The organism is Kitasatospora sp. NPDC127067 (assembly GCF_042724755.1).
Lineage (GTDB): Bacteria > Actinomycetota > Actinomycetes > Streptomycetales > Streptomycetaceae > Kitasatospora > Kitasatospora lactacystinica.
Genome location: NZ_JBHXEM010000055.1, coordinates 16,272 through 36,626 on the forward strand (window position 1 = coordinate 16,272; position 20,355 = coordinate 36,626).

The following is a 20,355-nucleotide window of genomic DNA, read 5'->3' on the forward strand; positions in this document are numbered from 1 at the left end:
GGGCATCGACGTGCGGAAGGGTCATGCGTCGGGCGAGAACGGGGCTCCGTCGGGTCCATGGGCCAGCAGTTCGGCGAAGGCGGCCACTGTCGGGGCCTTGAACAGGCTCGGGACGGTCACTCCGACATCCAGCGCCTCACGGATCCGGGCCACCAGGCGGATCGCATCGAACGAGTTGCCGCCCAGACGGAAGAAGTCGTCGTGGATCCCCATGTCGGGTGCGGCGAGCACGTCGGCGAACAAGGAGCGGAGCAGCACCTCGGTCGTGTCGCGCGGAGCGGCCGGTCTCCCGGTCGGTCGGCGCCGGGGCGCAGGCAGTGCCGCCCGGTCGAGCTTGCCGTTGGCCGTCAGGGGAAGCGCGTCGACGATCACGAAGTGGTCCGGAACCATGTGCGGCGGGAGCCGGAGCTCCGCTTCTCGCCGCACGTCCTCGACATACAGATCCGGGGACGACCAACCCGACCCGCGGTACGCCGGTGCGGCACTCTCCCCGCCACCGGAGGCCGGCTGCCCGCCGCGGACTGCGTAGAGGGTGACCAGACCGGTCTCCGAGAGCATCGCCAGCCCGTCGACGGTGACCCGGTACCCCCGCTCCTCCAGTTGGCCCCTGATCCAGTCGATCCGGCCCGGGGCGTTGTGCGCTTCGATCACCAGCTGGCGGACCAGGTTCCAGTGCTCCTCACGGAGCCCCAGAAGCACCGCGCGTTCGCTCTTCTCCGCATCGATCTTGAGCAGGTCGATCCGTTCCACACCGGTCTCGTCGATGACGTCCGACAGCGTGCGCAGCTCGCAGGTCACGTCGGTGTGCTGCAGCCGTTCCGTGAGCAGACTGTCGAGATCCGCCGCACCGCTCTGCGGAAGGGCTTGCCGCATCGGCTGCTCGTTGCGGACGAAGGCCTCCAGGACACCGCGCTCCTCGCCGATGTCACCGAATCGCCCCGACATTATCGAAAGTTGCGGATAGTAGGTGAACGACGCCGTGCCCGCCTCTTCGGCGAGGCCGCACGGGAACAGCCTGGCGTCGACTCCGTGCAGCCGGGTGTTGAGTTCGAGCATGCGGAACAGCTGCGGAATCGGCTCGAACGCATGGACCACGCTGCCGGGACGGGAGCGGGCCACCGCGAGCGAGAAGAACCCGATGTGCGCGCCCACGTCGAAGACGCAGGCCCCGGTGTCGGGCAGCGTGATCCCGTTCCGCAGGTACTCGCCCTCTTCGAAGATCTCGCGGTACAGGAAGTCCGCCTCCGACCGGTTGGACGCGACGACGGCCATGCCGTTCGGCAGGGTCTGCAGGTCCTTCCGGTCGAGGAGCCCGGCTTCTTCGAGGCGGCACAGGTTCCGCAGCGCGGCGGCCTCGTCGGGGTCGGGTACGAGGTAGGCGGTCAGCCGCGTCTGGCCGGCCTCGTCGGGCCTCGCGGCCACCACCGCGTCGGCGACCGCGGCGTGCCGGGCCAACGTCGCTTCGATCTCGCCGAGTTCGATGCGCACGCCTCCCACCTTGACCTGGTGGTCGTTGCGGCCCAGGTAGTGCAGGACCCCGTCGGGGTCCCGCCGGGCGAGATCCCCGGTTCGGTACATCCGGCTGCCTTCGGGGCCGTAGGGATCGGGGACGAATCGCTCTGCTGTCAGCCCCGGCCGGTTGACGTACCCGCGGGCCAGCTGGACACCCGAGATGTAGAGCTCGCCGGCCGCACCGGGCGCGGCCTGGTTCAGCTGCTCGTCCAGAACGTACAGCCGGGTGTTGCGCACCGGGGCACCGATCGGCACCGGGCCGGGTGGGTCGTCGGGGCCGCAGCGCCAGTGGGACACATCCACCGCGGCCTCGGTGGGCCCGTAGAGGTTGTGCAGTTCGGCGTCCAGGAGGCGGAAGAACCGTGACCGCAGCTCGGCCGAGAGCGCCTCGCCGCTCGCGAACACCCGGCGCAGCGAATCGCATCGGGCCGTCGTCGGCCCTTCGAGGAAGTGACGCAGCATGGACGGGACGAAATGCACGGTCGTGATCCGCTCCGCCCGGATCAGCTCGGCGATCCGGGTGGGATCCCGGTGCTCGTCCGGCCCGGCGAGGACGAGGCGCGCACCGACGCACAGCGGCCAGAAGAACTCCCACACGGAGACGTCGAATCCGGCGGGGGTCTTCTGCAGGACGCGGTCGTCGTGGCCCAGCGGATACTCCGCCTGCATCCAGCGCAGGCGGTTGACGATGGCCTCGTGGGACACGGCCACCCCCTTGGGCCGGCCGGTGGATCCCGAGGTGAAGATGACGTAGGCGGTGCTCGACGGGTGCGGCGAGGGCCACCCGGTCCCGTCCGCCTCGGGCGCGCCCTCCTCCGACATCCGCCGGACGTCCTCGCTGTCGAGCATCAGCACGGGGCGTGCATCCTCGGTCATCTCCCGTACCCGCTCGGCGGGCAGCTGCGGATCGACCGGAAGGTATGCGGCCCCGGCCCTGTGCACCGCGTAGAGGGCGACCACCAGTTCCACGGATCGCGGCACCGCGACCGCCACGACCGTTTCGGGCCCCGCCCCCTTGGCCATGAGCGATCGCGCCAGTCGGCCGGCCCTGGCATTCAGCTCGGCGTACGTGAGAGATGCATCGCCGCCGACGAGCGCGACGGCGTCAGGGGTGCGGGCCACCTGGGCCGCGAACAGATCGGGCAGAGTCTCTGCCGCCATGTCGTGAGCCGCGGTGTCGCTCATGACGTCACTTCCCATCGTTGTCGAACTGACCGCCGGACCGGGACAGGCACCGACGAGGCCGAGAAGGATTCGTCGCCCCGCGGCGGACCCGCAGGGGCGTACGGCTTGCCGGGGGCTCGGCTCCCGCCGTTCCGCGACCGCCACGGCTCGCAAGGGCGGTCCTGTTCTCGGGGTGTCCACTCACGCGGATCGTCCTCTCCTGGGGTCGGCTACGGAAGGGGCGCCGCGGACGGATGGAGGGCAGCCCGGCGCAGTGCCTCGATGTGCGCGGCCAGCGTCTCGACGGTCGGCGCGTCGACCAGGGCGCGCACCGGGATGTCCAGCTCGAGCTCGGCCCGCAGTCGGCTGACGACCGCCAGCAGGGAGAACGAGTCCCCGCCGGCCTCGAAGAAGTTGGCCCGCACGTCCACCTCGGCGAACCCGAGCACCTCCGCCCAGGCCGCCGCGACGGTGCGCTCCGTCTCCGTGCTCGGCGGCGTCACGGCCGTCGGAAGCACGGGAATCGGCTCGGGTCGGGGCAGCCGCTGGCGGTCCACCTTGCCGGTCGGGGAGAGCGGCATGGCCTCGAGCCACATGAACACGGCCGGCTGCATGACGATGGGCAGCTTCGGGGCGAGGTGGGCGCGGAGCGCGGCCTCGTCGAGCCCGCTGCCCGGTGTCCTGACCACGTGGGCGACCAGCCGCTGGTCGGGCTCCAGGACCAGCACGGCGTTCGCCACCTCCGGGTGACCGCGCAGCACCGATTCGATCTCCTCCAGCTCGACCCGCACGCCGCGGATCTTGACCTGATTGTCGACCCGGCCCAGGAACTCCATCTCCCCATTGGGCAGGCGGCGCACCAGGTCACCCGTGCGGTAGAGGCGTCGGTCGGGCCGGGCCGGGTCCGGGGCGAACCGGTCGGCGGTCAGGGCGGGCTGGTTGCGGTAGCCGCGAGCGACGCCGTCACCACCGATCCAGAGCTCGCCGGGCACGCCGATGGGCTGCAGGTTCCCCCAGCGGTCGACCACCGCGCAGGAGGCGTTGGCGATCAACTCACCCAGCGGCATGGAGCTGCGCTCCAGCGGCTCGTCGCCCATCCGGCCGACCAGGGCGGCGCCCGCGGTCTCCGTCGGCCCGTACTCGTTCCAGATCTCGCACCCGGCGGGGACGACCGCACGGGTTCGCGCCACCAGGTCGGCGTCCAGGTTCTCGCCGCCCATGGACACGTGCCGCAGCGTCGGCATGTCGAGGCCGGCGTCGGTGATGCCGCGCATCTGGGTCGGCGTCAGGTACAGCATGTGGATCGACTGCTCGTTGATGAACCGGGCGGTGGCCCGGCCGTCGGCCTTGACCTCACGGGGCAGCATGACCAGGCAGGCGCCTGCGGTCAGTGCGTGGAACATCTGCTCGACAGACCAGTCGAAGTGGTAGGAGAGGTTGTGCACCACCCGGGTGCCGGGCCCGATCGGACGGATGTCCTGGGCCCACTGGATCCACGGGGTGATCGCGGTGTGCGGCAGGCCGACGCCCTTGGGCCGGCCGGTGGTCCCGGACGTGTACATCAGGTACACCAGCTGCGAGGGGTGCAGCGCGGACCCCGGGGCGCCGTCCTGCGCGCCGTCCTGGGCTCCGTCCTGCGCGGTGCTCACCACGTCCACGCTCTCCAGGACGGCCGCCGGCAGCTGGTCCCGCAGTTCCGGGGTGGTGACCAGGATCTTCATCCCGCTGTCCGCGGCGACGTACGACATCCGGTCGACGGGGGCGAGCGGATCGATCGGCACGTAGGCGGCACCGGACTTCAGGATGCCGAGGATGCCGACGATGAGGTCCACCGACGGGTCCGCGCACAGGCCGACCAGGTCGTCGGTGCCGATGCCGCGCGCCGTCAACTCGTCGGCCAGCCGGGATGCTCTGCGGTCGAGTTCGTGGTAGCTGACCCGTTCGTCGCCGCTCTCGACCGCGTCCGCGCCCGGGGTCCTGAGCGCCTGCGCCTCGAACAGCCGGTGCAGGAAGAGGTCCGTGGGGTAAGGACCGCAGTCGGCGGTGGACCACTCCTGAAGCTGGCGGCGCTCCTCCTCGGGAAGGATGGTGAGCTCGGAGAGGCGCTTGGCGGGAGCGGCCACCGCGTCGGCCGCGAGCACGGCCAGGTGGTCGAGGATGCGCCAGGCCTTGTCCTCGAGGAACAGGTCGGTGTTGTAGTCGATCGCGAGGCGGTACGTGAATTCGGTCTCGACGACCCGGAACACCAGGTCGAACTTGACCGCCTTCAGGTTCAGGCCCAACTCGACGTCGTTGACGGTGATCCCGGCCAGCTCCGGCGCCGGGACCGCGTGCTGGTACGCCAGCATGACCCGGAACGGCCCCTGCCGGGAGGAACGGTCGGTCGAGACCGCGTTGACCACCCGCTCGTAGGGGACGTCCTGGTGGGCGAAGGCCTCCAGGATCCTGCCCCGGACCCGGCCGAGCAGCTCGGCCAGCGTCGGGTCGCCGGACAGGTCGCTGCGCACGGCGAGGGTGTTGAGGAAGCACCCGAGCATGGACTCGAGCTCCGGCAGATCACGGTTGGCGCTGGGGATGCCGACCACGATGTCCGTCTGGCCGCTGTACCGGCTGAGCAGCACGTTGAGCAGCGTGAACACGGTCATGAACGGGGTGGCGTTGTGCTCCCTGGACAGCTCGCGGATCCTGCGCGACACCGCTCGGGGCAGCTCGATGTCCACCGACGCCCCCTGGCTCGTGCCGGTCTCCCGGGGCGGCAGGTCGGTCGGAAGGTCCAGCACGGGGAGCGGGCCGCGCAGTCGGTCCTTCCAGTGGTCCAGTTGGCGTTCGAGCGTGGTTCCGGTGACCGTGCGCCGCTGCCAGGCGGCGTAGTCGGCGTACTGCACCGGCGGCTTCGCGGCCGCCGGGATCCCGCCGTCGGCGGCGGCGGCGTAGAGCTCCAGCAGCTCGGCCATGGCGAGTTCGAAGGAGTACACGTCGGTGATGATGTGGTGCAGGTTGATGAGCAGGACGTGCCAGTCCTCGTCCAGCCGGTACAGCTCGACCCGGAGCAGCGGCCCCCGCTCCACGTCGAACGGCCGCTGGGCGGAGTCGAGGAGCAGAGCGGCCAGGACCTGCTCCTGCTTCTCCTCCGGCTCGTCGCGGAGGTCGACCACGGTCAGCGGCAATTCGGCCTTGGCCTGAATCACCTGCTCGGGGATGCCGTCGACCGCCTTGATGGTGGTGCGGAAGACCTCGTGCCGGTCGACCAGCGCCTGGACGGCCTGCCCCAGGGCCGTGATGTCGAGCGGGCCCACGAGCTCGTGCGCCATCGGGATGTTGTAGCGGGAGCTCGGACCCTGGATGTGCTCGTCGACCCACAGCCGCTGCTGGGTGAACGAGGTGGGCGCGTGGAAGACCTCGCCCGAGCGCCCCTCGAAGGGCTCGATGGTCTGTTCCGTCCCGGGCTCCGTCTCCCGCATCGCCTCGATGGCCGCGGTCAGCTCGACGAGGGTCTGTGCGTCGAAGAGCACGCTGAGCGGAATCCGGATGCCCAGCTCCTCGCGCAGCTGGCTGATCGCTCTGGCACCTTTCAGTGAATTTCCGCCCAGCGCGAAGAAGTTGGCGTCAGGACCGGATATCTCGGTGTGCAGGACTGCCGTCCACACATCCGAGACGACGTCCATCACGGACCGCTGCGACATGTCGTTCCACCTAATCCGTCGATCGAGAGGATGGTTGTTTCGAAGGGCTTCGGGTCAGTGACCGTGCTGCCGGGGCACGGCAGCGAGCCGCCCGGCGATCTCGGCGAGTACGGCCGGACGGGCGGAGTGCAGGAAGAAGTGGCCGCCGGGAAACATCCGCAGGTCGAAGCCGCCGGCTGTGAGCTCGCCCCAGCGCGGCATCGCCGCAGTGCCCGCGGGGTCGTCCTCGGTCCCGCCGAACGCCGTGACCGGGCAGGTCAGCAGCGGCCCGTCGGTGAACCGGTAGGTCTCGACCACCGCGAGGTCGGCCCGGATCACCGGGAGCATCAGGCGCATCAGTTCCGGGTCCGCCAGAACCGCTTCCGGTGTCGCGGACCAGGAGCGCAGTTTCCCGATCAGCTCCTTCTCCGGACCGGTGTGGTACGCGGTCTCCTTCCGGGCTTGGGGCGGTACGCACCCCGAGACGAACAGCCGGGTGGGTGAGCCGATCTCCATCCGCTGCAGGGTGCGGGTGAGGTTCCAGGCCATCAGGGCGCCCATGCTGTGCCCGAAGAATGCGAACGGACGGTCCAGGTGCTGGATGACCGAGGGCACCAGGACGTTGAGCACCGCGCCCATCCGGTCGAACAGCGGGGCGCCCAACTGGTCTTCTCTGCCCGGAAGTTGTACCGACCACGGCTCGATGTCGGCGGGCAGGGCGGCGGCCCAGTCGCGGAACACCGAGGCACCGCCGCCGGCGTAGGGGAAGCAGAACAGCCGCGTGGCCGCCTGCGGCCGGTCGGCGAGCGGCCTGACCGTCACCCTCATCGGCCGGTCCCGCCCGCCATCTCCCGGCGCAGGGTCAGCGGACGCATGTCCGTCCACACCTCGTCGACGTGCGCGAGACAGGCCTCCTTCGAGCCCCGCTCGCCCGTCTCCCGCCAGCCGGCGGGCAGCTCGCGGCCCTGCGGCCAGATGGAGTACTGCTCCTCGGAGTTGATCACCACGACATAGCCGTCGTCGTCACGCTGTCCGTCCATGGGCCCTTCCTTTCGGTGAGATGGCGCGATACCGGCTCAGGCGTTCGGCGTCCCGGGCCGGGAGGCTCGCAGGGCCCCCAGCCGACGACGGCCGGCGGGTACGGTCCGCGCCGCCCGCCGGGCCCGCGCCAGCGGCTCCGCCAGGGCGGCCAGCGAGACCGTCACGTCCTCGACGACCGTCCGCAGGACGGCCAGAAAGGCCGACCGGACCTCCTCGGCCTCGGACTTCGCCAGCCGTCGGGAGTTGTAGTTGAGCCGCAGACGGAGCCGGTCGCCGTCCGGCTTGCCGAACAGGCAGAGGTCGAGTTGCGAGGTCTGCCGGGCCGGGGGCAGGAAGTCCGCGAACTGGAAGGAGGTCGAGAAGACCGGGTTCCGGCCGGGTCGGGATTCCGCATCGAGCTTCTCGAGCAGCAGGGTGAACGGATAGCGGCTGTGCGCGTAGGCGCCGATGCTCACGGCCCTGGTCCGGCGCACGACCTCTTCGAAGGGGTCCGCACCCGACATCCGCACCCGGACGGAGAGCGGGTTGACGAAACTGCCGAACATGCCGTTCAACTCCTTGGTGTCCCGGCCGGAGAACGGGACGCAGACCACGATGTCGTCGTCGGCGCTGATGTCTCGCAACGCGACCGCGTAAGCGCTGAGCAGCAGGATGTGCGGCGTGACGCGCAGCTTCTTGACCAGTGCCGCCAGCCCTGCGGCCGTGTCGGCCTCGACGTCGAACTCCAGCGTCTCGTTCACCACCTCGTCGGCGGGCGCGTCGTGGTCCCCGATGCGCAGCCGCGGCAGCGGGGCGGCCAGCTGGTCGAGCCAGTACACCTCCATGGCCTTGCTCTGGTCGCTCGCCAGCCACTCCCGCCGGCCCCGCACGAAGGCGTCGTAGGTCGTCGGGAGCGGGGGCAGCTCCGGCTCTCCGTCCGCGACGAAAGCTCGGTAGCAGAGCAGCAGTTCGCGTATGAGGATGCCCATGCTGGTGCCGTCCGTGATGATGTGGTGCACGTTCACGTAGAGGCAGTGGTGGTCGGCGGCCAGCTTGAACACCTTGAGCCGCACCGGCGGGGTGGCGAGTTCGTCGAAGGGGGTCGCGTTCTCGTCCCGGATGCGCCGATTGAGTTCGGCCGTCGGATCGGCCGCGCCGGTCAGGTCGACGAGCGGCACGTCCGGGTCGAATTCGGGCAGGACACGCTGGCGCGGACCCTCTGGAGTGTCCCGGAAGGACAGCCGCAGCGCTTGGTGGCGGTCCATCAGGAAGGCTGCGGCACGGCGCACGGCGACGATGTCCACCGCCTCGTACAGGTGCTGCCAGTGCGGAAGGTTGGATTCCGCCCGGCCCTCGTCCAGCTGATGCTGGAGCCACAACCCCCTTTGACCGTTCCACAGTTCGAACCAGGCCCTGTCACCCTCGAAATCGTAGGGGTCTTCCACTTGGCCAGCCAATCTTCACATCAATGGTTGACAGAATTCCCGGACCGACGTGACCGATTCGGAGAGGCTTTCCACTGCTTCCGAGGATTTCAATCGGACGGGCCGGAGGTGCACGGCCGACCCGGAACGGCGCTCGCGGCCTGGACCAGCCCGTCCGCCACCCGCCACCGCCCCTCGAAGAAGACCGGGCCGGCCCCGTCGGCCGTCGACTCCGAAGCCGGCAGCCGGGCGGTGAAGGTCCCGTTCTCCGGGTCGAGGACGACTTCGGCGTCGACGAAGTCGAGCACGGTGCCGCCCAGGGGGTACCACGCCTTGTAGACGCTCTCCTTGACGGCGAAGAGCAGCGTGTCCCAGTGCACCTCCGCGTCCCGGCGGAGGAGTTCCGCGAGGTGGTGCCGTTCGGCTTGCGACGTGATCAGGCGCAGGCCCCCGTCGGGCAGCGGCCGGTGGACCTCCGCGTCGATACCGAGGGAGCGCAATGCCCCGGCCCGGGCGACCGCGGCCGCCCGGTAGCCCGAGCAGTGGGTCATGCTGCCGACCACGCCGCACGGCCACTGCGGTGCCCCCGCCGTGCCCCGGAGGATCGGGGCCGGGGGGATGCCGAGCCGGCCGAGGGCGGTTCGGGCACAGTGCCTGACGGTGGCGAACTCGCGGCGCCTGGCGAGCGGTGACCGGGCGACCGCCTCGGCCTCCCCCGGCTGCAGCGGGACGTCGGGCAGATCACCGTACGCCTCCTCGACCTCCACGCCGGGCGGCAGGAGGGTGATCACGAGGCGGCCCCGTCGAGTTCGGCCGTCACGGCTTCCACCGCTTCCGGGGTGGGTACGTCGACGGCGTCACGCTCTACGAGGGCGGGCTGCACGGCTCCTCCTTCTCCCCGGTGGCCAGCAGGTCGGTGAGCAGGACCTTCACGGCGGGCGCGTGGAACAGCTCCTCCGCCGTCACATCGACCCGGTGCACCGCCCCGGGGCCCGGCCAGTCGAGCGCCTCGCTCAGCAGGACGTGGGTGGGAGCCGGAGGGGCCTGCGGGGGCACCGCCGCGGTGAGGGTGAAGCTGAGCCAGGCCCGCTGTCCCTCGGTCAGTTCGACCAGGATCTCCTCGTCGAGCCCGGGCGAGCAGCCGACGATCACCGAGAGGAGGAAGGAGCCGGCCAGGGCGAGCGCGTCACCGGACGGCAGGCCGGTGATCGTGGGCACCTCGGCGGACTCGTCCATGGCCAGGGCGAGGTCGTCCAGCAGTTCCTGAGGAGTCCTGGGATCGGCCGGTGCCGGGTCGAGCACGATGAGCGGGACGTCCGGCCCGGGCAGCGCCTCCACCAGTGCCGAGGCCAGGCCGACGGCCGAACAGTAGGCCAGCACCGCGACCGGGAGCGGCCCGGCGGCGGTGATCCGCTCGGCCCAGTGGGCGGCCTGCTCAGCCGTCCCGACGACTCCGTCGGCGAGGCCGGGGTAGTGCAATGGGTCGATCCTGAGGGTCCGTTCCTGCCAACCGTCGGGCAGGATGGCGCCGAAGGTCCTGCGGGGCACCTCGTTCCCGAACTCCAGTATCACGAGGGGCCGTTGGTCCTGCATCACTCTGCACTCCTGACGGCTTCGTCGACCTCGGCGGAGAAGTCCGCGAGGACCGGATGGTTGAAGATGGCCTGCAGCCCGATCTTGATGCCGAACTGCTCACGCGTCCGGGACACCGCCCGGGCGGCGATCAGCGAGTGCCCACCGATCTCGAAGAAGCTGTCCCCGGAGCGGGGGAGGTTCCCGGTGAGATCCGACCAGATCTCGGCGATCCGCGCCTCGGTGGGGCCGAGGGGGGAGGGCTCGGCCGCGGCTGCGACCGGAGTGTCCGGCAGGGCCTTCCGGTCGATCTTGCCGTTGGGTGTCAGCGGCATCGCGACGAGCCGGTGCAGCCCGGCGGGGAGCATGTACGCGGGCAGCCGACCGGTCAGTGCGGCGCGGATGTCGTCCGGCTCGGCCTCGCCGCAGAAGAAGGCGCGCAGCGATCCGCCGTCCTGGTCCGGCACGTGGACGACGGCCGTCTGGTCCACTCCGGGAACGGCCAGGATCTCCTGCTCGACCTCGGCCGGCTCCACCCGGTGACCGCGGATGCTGACCTGGGCGTCCCGCCGCTCGACGAACTCCAGCTCGCCGTCGGCCGTCCAGCGGCAGAGGTCGCCGGAGGAGTACCAGCGGCTCTCGTCCTGGTCGGCGACGAACTTGCGGCCGGTGAGCTCCGGGTCGCCCCGGTAGCCGAAGGCCAGGACATCGCCTCCGATCAGCAGTTCCCCGGGCACACCGGGCTCGGCGACCTCGACCCCGTCGGCATCCACCAGCCGGACCTTCGCGCCGGCGATGGGGCGTCCGATCACCGGCGCGCCCTCGGTGGGGCAGCGGCGCAGGTCCGCGCTGGCGGTGGTCACCACGGTGGCCTCGGTCGGCCCGTAGTGGTTGAAGACCGCGGCGGGGAAGCCGGCCGGCGGGCTCACCCGAAGACGGTCCCCGCCGGTCAGCAGGACGGCCAGGCCGACGGGCGGGGCCGGGAGGGTGAACAGTTGCTCGGCGAGCGGGGTGCTCAGGAAGCAGTGCGTGATGGCGCTCCGCTCGATGAACTCGGCGATCACCGAGCTGTCGACGATCAGCCGCTCGGTCGGCAGCACCAGCGTCGCCCCGCTCGCGAGAGCCGCCCAGACCTCCCAGACCGTGGCGTCGAACCCCAGCCCGGCGAAGGCTCCGACCCGCACCCCGGGCCGGGTGCCGTAGGTCTCCCGGTGCCAGGACACCAGGTTCGCCAGGCCCGCGTGGCCGACCTCGACGCCCTTGGGCGTACCGGTCGAACCGGAGGTGTAGATGACGTAGGCCAGCGGGGCCGGCGACACCGGCGCCGGGGCCGCCCCGGTGCTGTCGAGTACCGGAACACCCGCGGGCACCCGTCCGGCGAGCCCCTCCTGCGCGAGCACGGCCACCGGCCGGGCGTCGTGCAGGATCGCCTCCACCCGGCCGTCCGGCAGTGCCGGGTCGAGCGGCAGGTACGCGGCACCCGCGAGCCAGCTTCCGAGCTGCGCCACGATGCCCTCGATGCCGCGCTCGAAGAGCAGAGCGACGAGGCAGCCGCTCCGGTGGCCCTCGGCCTGCCGTACGCGTCCGGCCACCGCGGCGGCCGCGTCCCAGAACTGACGGTAGGTGAGCTTCTGCTCGCCGCACTCGACCGCGACCACGTCCGGATGCGCGTCGACGATCGCGCCGAGCATCCGGACCACCGTCCGTTCGTTCACGATGCCCTGCATCAAAGACCACTCCTGTCCCCGGCAAGCAGTTCCTGGTCCGCCCGGGCCGCGCGCTCCACCACGTCCCTGTCGCCCCGGTGATCCTGGTGGGTGAGGAACTGGCGGAGGTGGTGCCGCGACACCCGCTCCCCACCGATGGAGCTGTCCGCCGACTCCGGGGAGCCGCTCGTCACTCGTGTCATCCCAACTCTCCTTTCAGGGATGTGCGGTCGGCCGTCAGGAGGCCGTGCCGCGCACGGCCAGGCGTTCCAGGAGGGTGACGCCGAAGTGCTGCCTCGTCACCGGCGGCCCGTCGAGGGCGAGATCCGCCCACCTGCCGGCGAGGCGCTCCAGTACGATCTCGGACTCCATCCGCGCCAGCCCCGCCCCCAGGCAGTAGTGCGCGCCGAAGCCGAAGCTGAGGTGCCGCCTGATCTCGCGGTCGTGGTCCAGAAGGTCCGGGTCGACGAAGACGGCCGGGTCGCGGTTGGCCACGCCGAGCATCAGCAGGACGAGATCCCCCTCCGCGATCAGGTGACCGGCCGCCTCCACCGGCGCGGTGGCCACCCGGGCCACCTGCTGGACCGAGGTGTCGAAACGGAGCAGTTCGTCGACCACCGAGCCCGGTTCACCGCTCCGCAGGTCGGCCCAGGCATCGGCGTGCAGCGCGGCCCGAACGGCCTTGCCGATGAAGGTCGAGGTGGTCTCGAACCCGGCGTAGATCAGCAGGCTCGCCGTGGCCCAGACGTCGGCGGCCTCGATGACGCCCCCCTGGTGGGCGTTGCGCAGCAGCCAGAGCCCGGTGCCCTCGCGGACCTCCGAGCGCAGGGCCTCGTCCACCACGTCCGCGATTTCCCGCAAGGCGCGATGAGCCCTGGTCCTGACCTCCGGCAGGTAGTCCGCCATCAGCAGCGCCGCGATGTCGGGCGCCCAGTCGTGCAGCCGGGGCGCGACCTCCCCGGGCAGACCCAGGATCCGGCAGATGACCCGGCTGGAGAGCGGGACGGCGAGTTCCGCCATCACCTCCAGCCCGTCCGTCCGCCCCGCCAGGAGCTCGTCGACGAGGTCTTCGACGGCGGGACGCATCGCGGCGAGCCGGTCGGCCGCGAAGAGCGGCGCGACGACCCGGCGGGCCGCCGCGTGCTCGGGGTCGTCGTTGAACATGAACCACCTGCGCACGACCTCTGCGGCCCGCCCCCCGCCCTCTCCCTCCCGGTGCAGGGTGGTGGTGCCCCGCTGCGGCCAGGCGGCCGACAGAGCGGGGTGCCGCAGCAGGGCCGTCGTCTCGCGGAACCCGGAGACGATCCACACCTCCAGGTCCTCGTCCCAGCGGACCGGCTCCTCCTCCCGCAGCGGGAGGTAGTCCGCGCAGGGGTCGGCCGCCGGGCGGTCGTCGTCGCGGTAGGGGCAGCGGGGGGCCTGTGTCACGGTCACTTGGTACTCTCCGGGTTCTGGTCGACCCGGCGCGGCGGGGCGACCGACAACTGGCCGAGGGTCACCGGTGCGACGGCCGGACTCAACACGGCTCCCCCTTCGTACAGATCGCCTCGACGGCGGCCACGAGCTGACGCTCGGCGGAGTGCAGGAAGAAGTGGTCGCCGCGGATTTCCTCCACTCGGAAGGGACCGTCCGTGTAGTCCGCCCACGCCTCGACCGAGGGCAGGTCCGCCTCGTCGTCCGTGTCCCCGTAGAACGCCACCACCGGGCAGCCGACCGTGCCCGGGGTGCCGGTGCCGTACTCGCCGAGGATCCGGTAGTCGGCGCGGATGACGGGGAGGTAGATCTCCATCAGCTCCTCGTTCTCCAGCAGCTCCTTCGGAGTTCCGCCCAACGCGGCCAGTCGCTCGATGAGTTCGGCGTCGGAGAGTCGGTGGCTGTCCGCGTCGGTGGCTGGCAGCCGGGGTGCGCGGCTGGCCGAGACCAGCAGCGCCGACGGCTCCGAAGCGCCCTTGGAGCGGAGCAGCTTGGTCAGCTCGAAGGCGATCACAGCACCGTAGCTGTGGCCGAACAGCACGTACGGCGAGGCCGGGTCGAGCTGCTGGTACAGGTCCGCGAGCAGGGCTTCCAGCTCGTCGATCGGCTCCTCCACGCAGCGTGAGCCCCGGCCGGGGAGTTCCAGCGGCACGACGGTGACGCAGTCGGGCAGGTGCCGCTGCCACGGGTCGTAGACGCGTGCCGAGCACCCGGCGTAGGGAATGCAGTAGAGGTTCACTTGGGCGTCTCCGTACGGAGGATGTGGTCGGTCAGCGAGGCGACGGTCGGGTGCCGGAAGATCTCCTTGATCGGCACCCGGATGTCGAGGCCGTCGGTGAGCCGCTTCTGGAGCACCGTCAGGAGGACCGAGTTCCCGCCGGCGTCGAAGAAGTTGGTGTTCTCGTCGACGGGGTCCGCGGCGAGCGTCTGCCGCCACGCCTCGGCCACGAGTGCCCGGACGTCCCCCGAGGGCGCTGCGGCGGGCGATTCGGCGGCCTGCGCCACCCGGCCGTCGACGGCCGGGCCGGCCGCCAATCCGATCCGGTCCACCTTTCCTGTGGTGGTGCGGGGCAGCGCGGACAGGGCGGTGATCCTGGCGGGGTGGTGGCTCGACGGCAGCCGGTCCTTCAGCCAGCCCTGGAGGTCCGCCTCGGCGCGCTGTACCACGAAGGCCACCAGCGCCGCGGTGTCGGGCCGGTCGGCGTCCTGGACCAGCACAACGGCCTGCGAGACCTCCGGGTGCTCCTCCAGGACGGCCTCCACCTCGCCCAGCTCGATCCGGTGTCCGCGCAGCTTGACCTGGCTGTCCAGGCGGCCGAGGAACGTCAGTGCGCCGTCCGGTCCCCGTCCGACCCGGTCCCCGGTGCGGTAGACGCGGCGGCGGCCGTCGGGGGTGTCGCCGTGCAGAAAACGCTCTGCCGTCAGCTCCTCCCGGTTGAGGTAGCCGTGCGCCAGCCCCTCCCCGTAGAGCAGGAGTTCACCGTTCTCGTCGGTGAGGAGGCCCACCCCGGCCACCGGCTCGCCGAGCGAGATCCGCTCGGCGGAGTCCACCCGCGCCGCCGTGGCCCAGAGGACTCCCTCGGTCGGGCCGTACACGTTCCAGAGTTCACCGCACCGCGGCAGCAGCTCCCGGGCGAGGCTCGGGGTGAGTGTCTCTCCGCCGGTCCACAGTCGGCTGCCGGGCGCACCCTTCCAGGCGGAGGCCGTCAGCATCCGCCAGAAGCTGGGGGTGGCCTGGACGACGTCCGGTGCGGCCCCCGCCACCAGCTCCGCGAAGGCGAGCGGATCCGCCCTGATCTCCTCCGGGACCACCGTGAAGGAGGCCCCCACGGTCAGTGGAAGGATCAGCTCCACCAGCGAGATGTCGAAGGACAGCGCGGCCATCGCCAGCACGCTCTCGCCGGCCGCCAGCCCCGGCCGCTCGGCCAGGGCGGCGAGGCGGTCGATCAGGGCCTGGTGGCCCACCATCACGCCTTTGGGCTGCCCGGTCGAGCCGGAGGTGTACAGGATGTAGGCGATCTCACCCAGGTCCGGTTCCCTGGGCGGCGACGGAAGTCCGTTCCCCTCCAGGGCGAACTCGCCCTCGGCCAGCTCGCGCAGCAGCAGGGCGGGGCGGGCGTCGTCGAGGACCCGGGCCCGCCTGGCCGGCGGGCTCTGCCGGTCGAGCGGCAGCACGGCGCAGCCGGCGGCGTTCGCGGCGAGGATGCCGACGGCCCCGCTGAACCGGCTGGACGCGTCGAGCGCCACGACGGAGCCCGGCCGGACCTTCGCCGCTATCCGCTCGCCGAGGTCTGCGGCCAGCGCGGCGACGTCACGGTAGGTGTAGGTGCGTGCCGTCCGCGCGGCCACGGCCTCGGGCGTCCGCTCCGCCTGAGCCTGGACGACATTCCACACTGTCTCCACGCGAGCCCCCTGGGTTCGAAAAGAAGTACTGGTCAGTGGCCGACGACCGGGAGCGCCCTGGACACGCTCCGGAGCACGGCCTCCCGCTCGTCGTTGAGGAAGAGGTGGCCGCCGGGGAAGACCTCCACCTCGGTCCGGCCGGTGGTCAGCTCGGCCCAGCCCTGGAGGTGCTCCTCGGCGACCCTGGGGTCCGCGTCACCGCCGAAGGCCGAGACGGGGCAGGTGAGCAACTCGCCCGGCCGGTAGACGTAGCCGGCGAACAGCGAGAGGTCGGCCCGGAAGGTCGGCAGGATGAAGGCGGCGAAGTCCGGGTTCTGCAGCAGCGTCTCCGGTGTGCCGTTGAGACGGCGGAGCTCGTTGATCAGCTCCTCGTCGGAGAGGTCGAGTTCACTCGGCTTTCTGGACTCGTGGGCCGGTAGCGCCCGGCAGCCGGACACCGTGATCCGGACCGGCTCCAGCCCCTGCTCACGCTGCAGCCTGCGGGCGAGCTCCCAGCTGACGATGGCGCCCATGCTGTGCCCGAAGAAGGCGAACGGCCGGTCCAGGTACGGGAGCAGGGCGGGGAGAAGGACGTCCAGCAGCTCTTCCAGGTCCGCGATCGGCCGGTCGAAGAACCGGTCCTCCCGACCCGGCAGCTGCACGGCGAATGCCTCCACTCCTTCCGGGAGTCCGGCGCCCCACCCCCGGAAGACCGAGGCGCCTGCCCCGGCGTACGGGAAGCAGAAGAGCCGGAGGGCGCCGGGCTCGGTCCGGCCGGGAATCGGCCGGACCCAGCTCTGGGCCGTCTGTGGTGGTGCCGAGTGCATGGGGTTCCGCTCCTACTGGTCGGGAGAGTCGGGAGGGCCGGGAGGCGCTCAGGCGCCGTGCCAGGACTTCCACAGCGCGGCGTATCCGCCGCCGGCCGCCAACAGCTCGTCGTGACTGCCCAATTCGGTGACCCGGCCGCCTTCCATGACCGCGACCCGGTCCGCGTCGTGGGCGGTGTGCAGGCGGTGGGCGATGGCGATCACGGTGCGTTCCTTGAGCACAGCCGCCAGCGAGCGCTCGGTGTGCCGGGCCGTGGTCGGGTCGAGCAGGGAGGTGGCCTCGTCCAGGATCAGCGTGTGCGGATCGGCCAGGACCACTCGGGCCAGGGCGAGTTGCTGGGCCTGCTGGGCGTCCAGCCGGAGCCCGCCGGCACCGAGTTCGGTGTCCAGCCCGTCCGACAGCTCGTCCAGCCAGTCGATGTCGACGGCGGCCAGCACCGCGAGCAGGTCCTGGTCGGTCGCGGCGGGCGCGGCGATCAGGAGGTTGTCCCGGACGGTGCCGAGGAAGACGTGATGCTCCTGGGAGACCAGGACGACGTGTCGGCGCAGCTGGGCCGGGTCGAGCTCGGCGACGGGCACCTGCCCCACCGTCACCCGTCCGGTGCGGGGCGTCTCCGCCCCGGCCAGCAGCCGGCCCAGAGTGGACTTGCCGGCTCCGGAAGGGCCGACGATCGCCAGCCGCTCGCCCGGACGGACGGTGAGGTCGACGCCGTGCAGGACGTCCCGCTCACCCTGGTAGGCGTACCGGACGTCGACCACGTCGATCCGGTCGTCCTCGGGGCGGCCGCCGCCGGTCACGGCCGGGGCGTCCACCTGGCCGACGCCCTCGACCCGGGCGAAGGAGGCGTTGCTGCGCTGGAGTTGGTCGAGCCAGAGCAGGACCTTGTCCAGCGGCTCGGAGAGCTTCCAGAAGTAGAGGGCACAGGCGACGACCGCGCCGGTGGTGACCGCGCCGCTGTCGCGCAGGGCGGCGCCGAGCAGCAGGATGCCGGCGACCGGGGCGATGTACGAGAACTCGACCACGGGAAAGAGCACGGTGCGCAGGCTGAGGGTGTAGGTACGGGTGCCCCGGCAGTGCTCGACCGCCTTGGCCGTGGCGGCGATGCGGCGGTCCTGGAGACCCAGGGCCTCGACGGTGCGGGCCCCCGTGGCGGTGGAGGTGAGGATCTCGATCAGCGCGGAGTTGGCGGCGCCTTCGGCGAGGTAGCCCGTGTGTGCACGGCGCAGGTACCAGCGGGTGGCGAACCAGATCCCGGAGAGGCAGAGCAACCCGCAGATGCCGAGCAGCGGGTTGACCGCGAGCATGGCGACCAGGATCAGGAGGATCTGGACGAGCGCCACGGAGACCTCCGGCCCGGCGTCGCGCAAGGTGGAGCCGACGGTGGCGACGTCGGCGGTGCCGCGCGTCAGCAGGTCGCCGACGCCGGCGCGTTCGGCCACCGAAGCGGGCAGGGCGAGGGAGCGGTCGACGAACCGCTCTCGGATCCGTGCCAGGGTCCGCTCGCCGAAGCGGTGGGCGGCGTAGCGGGCGAAGCGGCCGAGGAGCAGTTGCGCGAGCGCGAAGCAGAGGATGCCGAGGGCGAGTCGGTCGACGTGTCCGGTCCCGGCGCCGCCCCGGACGTCGTCGATGATGCGGCCCAGTAGCCAGGGGCCGCCCAGTCCGGCGGCCGCGGCCAGTCCGTTGAGGGTCAGCGTCACGGCGACGGCACGGCCGTCCTGCCTCATCAGGTTCACGGCGGCCCGGCGGACCTCGGCGGGACCGGCGATCGGGAGCCGTCCGGGGGCGGTCTCGGTCTGAGCGGTCATCGGACGGCCTCCTCGGCGGGCGTGGACTCGGTGGCGGTTTCGCCGCGAGCCACCAGCGCGCGGTAGCCGGGCTCTGTTGCGAGCAGTTCCTGGTGCGGGCCGGCCGCCGCCAGACGGCCGTCGACGAGGTAGCAGACGGTGTCGGCCTGCTCCAGGAGGACGGGGGAGGTCGAGGTGAGGGCGGTGGTGCGCCCGGTCCGCGCCCGGCGCAGCCCGGCGGCCATGGCGGCCTCGGTGTGGGCGTCCACGGCGGAGGTGGGCTCGACCAGCAGGAGCACCTCCGGGTCCGCCAGCAGGGCACGGACCAGCCGCAGCCGCTGGCGCTGTCCGCCGGAGAGGTTGCTGCCCTGGGCCTGGATCATGGTGTCCAGGCCATCGGGCAGTGCCTGCACGATGTCCTCCGCCGCGGCATCTCGGACGGCCTGGGCGATGGCCGGGCCGGTGTGCTCGGACCGGCCGTCGACCACGGTGCGCAGCGTGCCGGAGAAGAAGTCGGCGTCGTTGTCCGCCACCACGATCCGCCTGCGGATCTCGGCCAGGGCGACGTCGGCGAGCGGCACGCCGCCCCAGGTCGCAGCGGATGCGCTGTACCGGCCGAGCCGGTCGACCACGGCCGCGGAATCGGCTGGGCGAGCGCTGACGATCGCGGTCAGCCGGCCCGGGACCAGTTCCACACCGGTGTCGGCGTCGTGCAGTGCTGATGGCTCGTCATGGGCCGGCCGGAGTGTTGCGGCGTCTTCGAAGGCGGGCTTCAGGTCGAGCATCCGGACGACGCGTCGAGCGGCGACCAGGCCCCTGGTGAGGTCGTATCCGCTCTCGATGAAGCTGGAGACCGGTGCCACCAGGACGGCGACGTAGCCGTAGACGGCGACCAGCGTGCCGATCGTGATGGTGCCCTCGGCTGCCATCCGGGCGGCCAGCCAGGTCACCAACGCGAGGAAGAGGGCGGGCAGGCCGACCGAGAGTGCTTGGATCCAGCTGGTCACGGCGCCGACCCGGTAGCCCTCGGCCTGCAGGTCCTGCGATCCGCGCACGTATCGGCCGGCCAGCATCTCCTTGCCGCCGATGCCGTTGAGTACGCGCATGCCGCCGATGATGTCCCCGAGCCGGGCGGTCAGCGCCCCCTGCTGCGCGCGGTACTTGGACTCCGCGCCCTGGAGGCGTTCCAGCAGCGGTCCGACCACGACCGCGAGCAACGGCACCCCGAGCAGGACCACGAGGGCGAGCGAGACGGAGACCGACAGCAGCAGCGCGGCCGCCACCAGGTACGCCACGACGGCGCCGACGCCGGGGCCGGTGATCGTCAGTGTCTGGCTCATCTGCGCGACGTCGCCCACGCCGATGCTGGCCACCTCGCCGGCCGTCACCTTTCGGGGCAGTTCGGCACCCAGCCGGGTGGAGTGCGCGACCACGACCTTGATGGTGCGGAAGGTGGCGTCCATCCGGACCCGCGTCATGATGCGGTGGCGCATGATGCCGAGCCATGCGTTGAGCAGCGCGGCGCCGATCAGTGCGGCCACCCAGCCGACCAGGACGCCGGTCCTCCCCCGCTGGAGCCCGTCGTCGATCGCACGCTGCATGAGGTACGGCGGCAGCAGGAGGCCGACCATCCAGAGGGTGCCGATCACCGCGCCGCCCGTCACCCGTCGGCGCTGACTCATGGTCAGCCACCACAGGTAACGCGCGGCACTTCGGTGATCCGGGGTTCCCGGATCGGCATTCGAATCCGTCATGAGTGAAATCCTAACCATCTTTCCTGGGCCTTATCCAGATTTTCCTTCCACCTCCCGACCGTCTGTGGCTATAG

At 71.5% G+C, this 20,355-nt stretch carries 15 protein-coding genes; all 15 read right to left on the reverse strand.

Going from position 1 to position 20,355, the window contains the following annotated elements:
* Nucleotides 1-21: 21 nt before the first annotated feature.
* The 15 genes from ACFWJ4_RS22215 to ACFWJ4_RS22285 all read right to left on the reverse strand — a co-directional run bounded on the left by ACFWJ4_RS22215 (nt 22) and on the right by ACFWJ4_RS22285 (nt 20,281).
* The gene (locus tag ACFWJ4_RS22215; RefSeq protein WP_380546306.1) at nt 22-2,697 is read right to left on the reverse strand and encodes an amino acid adenylation domain-containing protein; all 2,676 of its coding nucleotides are present in this window, start codon (nt 2,695-2,697) and stop codon (nt 22-24) included.
* A 209-nt stretch (nt 2,698-2,906) separates the two neighbouring features.
* Nucleotides 2,907-6,359, reverse strand: coding sequence for an amino acid adenylation domain-containing protein (locus ACFWJ4_RS22220; protein ID WP_380546308.1), 3,453 nt, complete (start codon nt 6,357-6,359; stop codon nt 2,907-2,909).
* A 54-nt stretch (nt 6,360-6,413) separates the two neighbouring features.
* Nucleotides 6,414-7,166, reverse strand: coding sequence for a thioesterase II family protein (locus tag ACFWJ4_RS22225; protein ID WP_380546310.1), 753 nt, complete (start codon nt 7,164-7,166; stop codon nt 6,414-6,416).
* Nucleotides 7,163-7,378, reverse strand: coding sequence for an MbtH family NRPS accessory protein (locus ACFWJ4_RS22230; protein ID WP_053690741.1), 216 nt, complete (start codon nt 7,376-7,378; stop codon nt 7,163-7,165). The genes ACFWJ4_RS22225 and ACFWJ4_RS22230 overlap by 4 nt, the downstream gene beginning before the upstream one ends.
* A 36-nt stretch (nt 7,379-7,414) precedes the next feature.
* Nucleotides 7,415-8,803: a condensation domain-containing protein gene (locus ACFWJ4_RS22235; protein WP_380546312.1), complete on the reverse strand. Its 1,389-nt coding sequence runs from the start codon at nt 8,801-8,803 to the stop codon at nt 7,415-7,417.
* An 89-nt stretch (nt 8,804-8,892) separates the two neighbouring features.
* Nucleotides 8,893-9,573 carry a 4'-phosphopantetheinyl transferase gene (locus ACFWJ4_RS22240; RefSeq protein WP_380546314.1) on the reverse strand — a complete coding sequence of 227 codons (681 nt, stop codon included), beginning with the start codon at nt 9,571-9,573 and terminating at the stop codon, nt 8,893-8,895.
* Nucleotides 9,574-9,646: 73 nt separating this feature from the next.
* Entirely contained in the window at nt 9,647-10,375 is a 729-nt protein-coding gene (locus ACFWJ4_RS22245; protein WP_380351964.1) for a hypothetical protein, read from the reverse strand.
* On the reverse strand, nt 10,375-12,081 hold the full coding sequence (locus ACFWJ4_RS22250; protein ID WP_380546316.1) for an amino acid adenylation domain-containing protein: 1,707 nt from the start codon (nt 12,079-12,081) through the stop codon (nt 10,375-10,377). Before ACFWJ4_RS22250 ends, ACFWJ4_RS22245 begins: the two co-directional genes overlap by 1 nt.
* Nucleotides 12,081-12,263, reverse strand: coding sequence for a hypothetical protein (locus ACFWJ4_RS22255; protein ID WP_380546318.1), 183 nt, complete (start codon nt 12,261-12,263; stop codon nt 12,081-12,083). The genes ACFWJ4_RS22250 and ACFWJ4_RS22255 overlap by 1 nt, the downstream gene beginning before the upstream one ends.
* 34 nt (nt 12,264-12,297) lie before the next feature.
* Nucleotides 12,298-13,488 carry a cytochrome P450 gene (locus ACFWJ4_RS22260; RefSeq protein WP_380546320.1) on the reverse strand — a complete coding sequence of 397 codons (1,191 nt, stop codon included), beginning with the start codon at nt 13,486-13,488 and terminating at the stop codon, nt 12,298-12,300.
* An 88-nt stretch (nt 13,489-13,576) separates the two neighbouring features.
* On the reverse strand, nt 13,577-14,272 hold the full coding sequence (locus ACFWJ4_RS22265; protein ID WP_380546322.1) for a thioesterase II family protein: 696 nt from the start codon (nt 14,270-14,272) through the stop codon (nt 13,577-13,579).
* Nucleotides 14,269-15,936: an AMP-binding protein gene (locus ACFWJ4_RS22270; protein WP_380546324.1), complete on the reverse strand. Its 1,668-nt coding sequence runs from the start codon at nt 15,934-15,936 to the stop codon at nt 14,269-14,271. The genes ACFWJ4_RS22265 and ACFWJ4_RS22270 overlap by 4 nt, the downstream gene beginning before the upstream one ends.
* Nucleotides 15,937-15,968: 32 nt before the next feature.
* Complete coding sequence (locus tag ACFWJ4_RS22275; RefSeq protein ID WP_380546325.1) at nt 15,969-16,742, reverse strand: thioesterase II family protein; 774 nt, start codon at nt 16,740-16,742, stop codon at nt 15,969-15,971.
* Nucleotides 16,743-16,790: 48 nt separating this feature from the next.
* Nucleotides 16,791-18,548, reverse strand: a complete 1,758-nt coding sequence (locus ACFWJ4_RS22280; protein WP_380546327.1) for an ABC transporter ATP-binding protein — start codon at nt 18,546-18,548, stop codon at nt 16,791-16,793.
* The gene (locus tag ACFWJ4_RS22285; protein WP_380546329.1) at nt 18,545-20,281 is read right to left on the reverse strand and encodes an ABC transporter transmembrane domain-containing protein; all 1,737 of its coding nucleotides are present in this window, start codon (nt 20,279-20,281) and stop codon (nt 18,545-18,547) included. The genes ACFWJ4_RS22280 and ACFWJ4_RS22285 overlap by 4 nt, the downstream gene beginning before the upstream one ends.
* Nucleotides 20,282-20,355 lie beyond the last annotated feature (74 nt).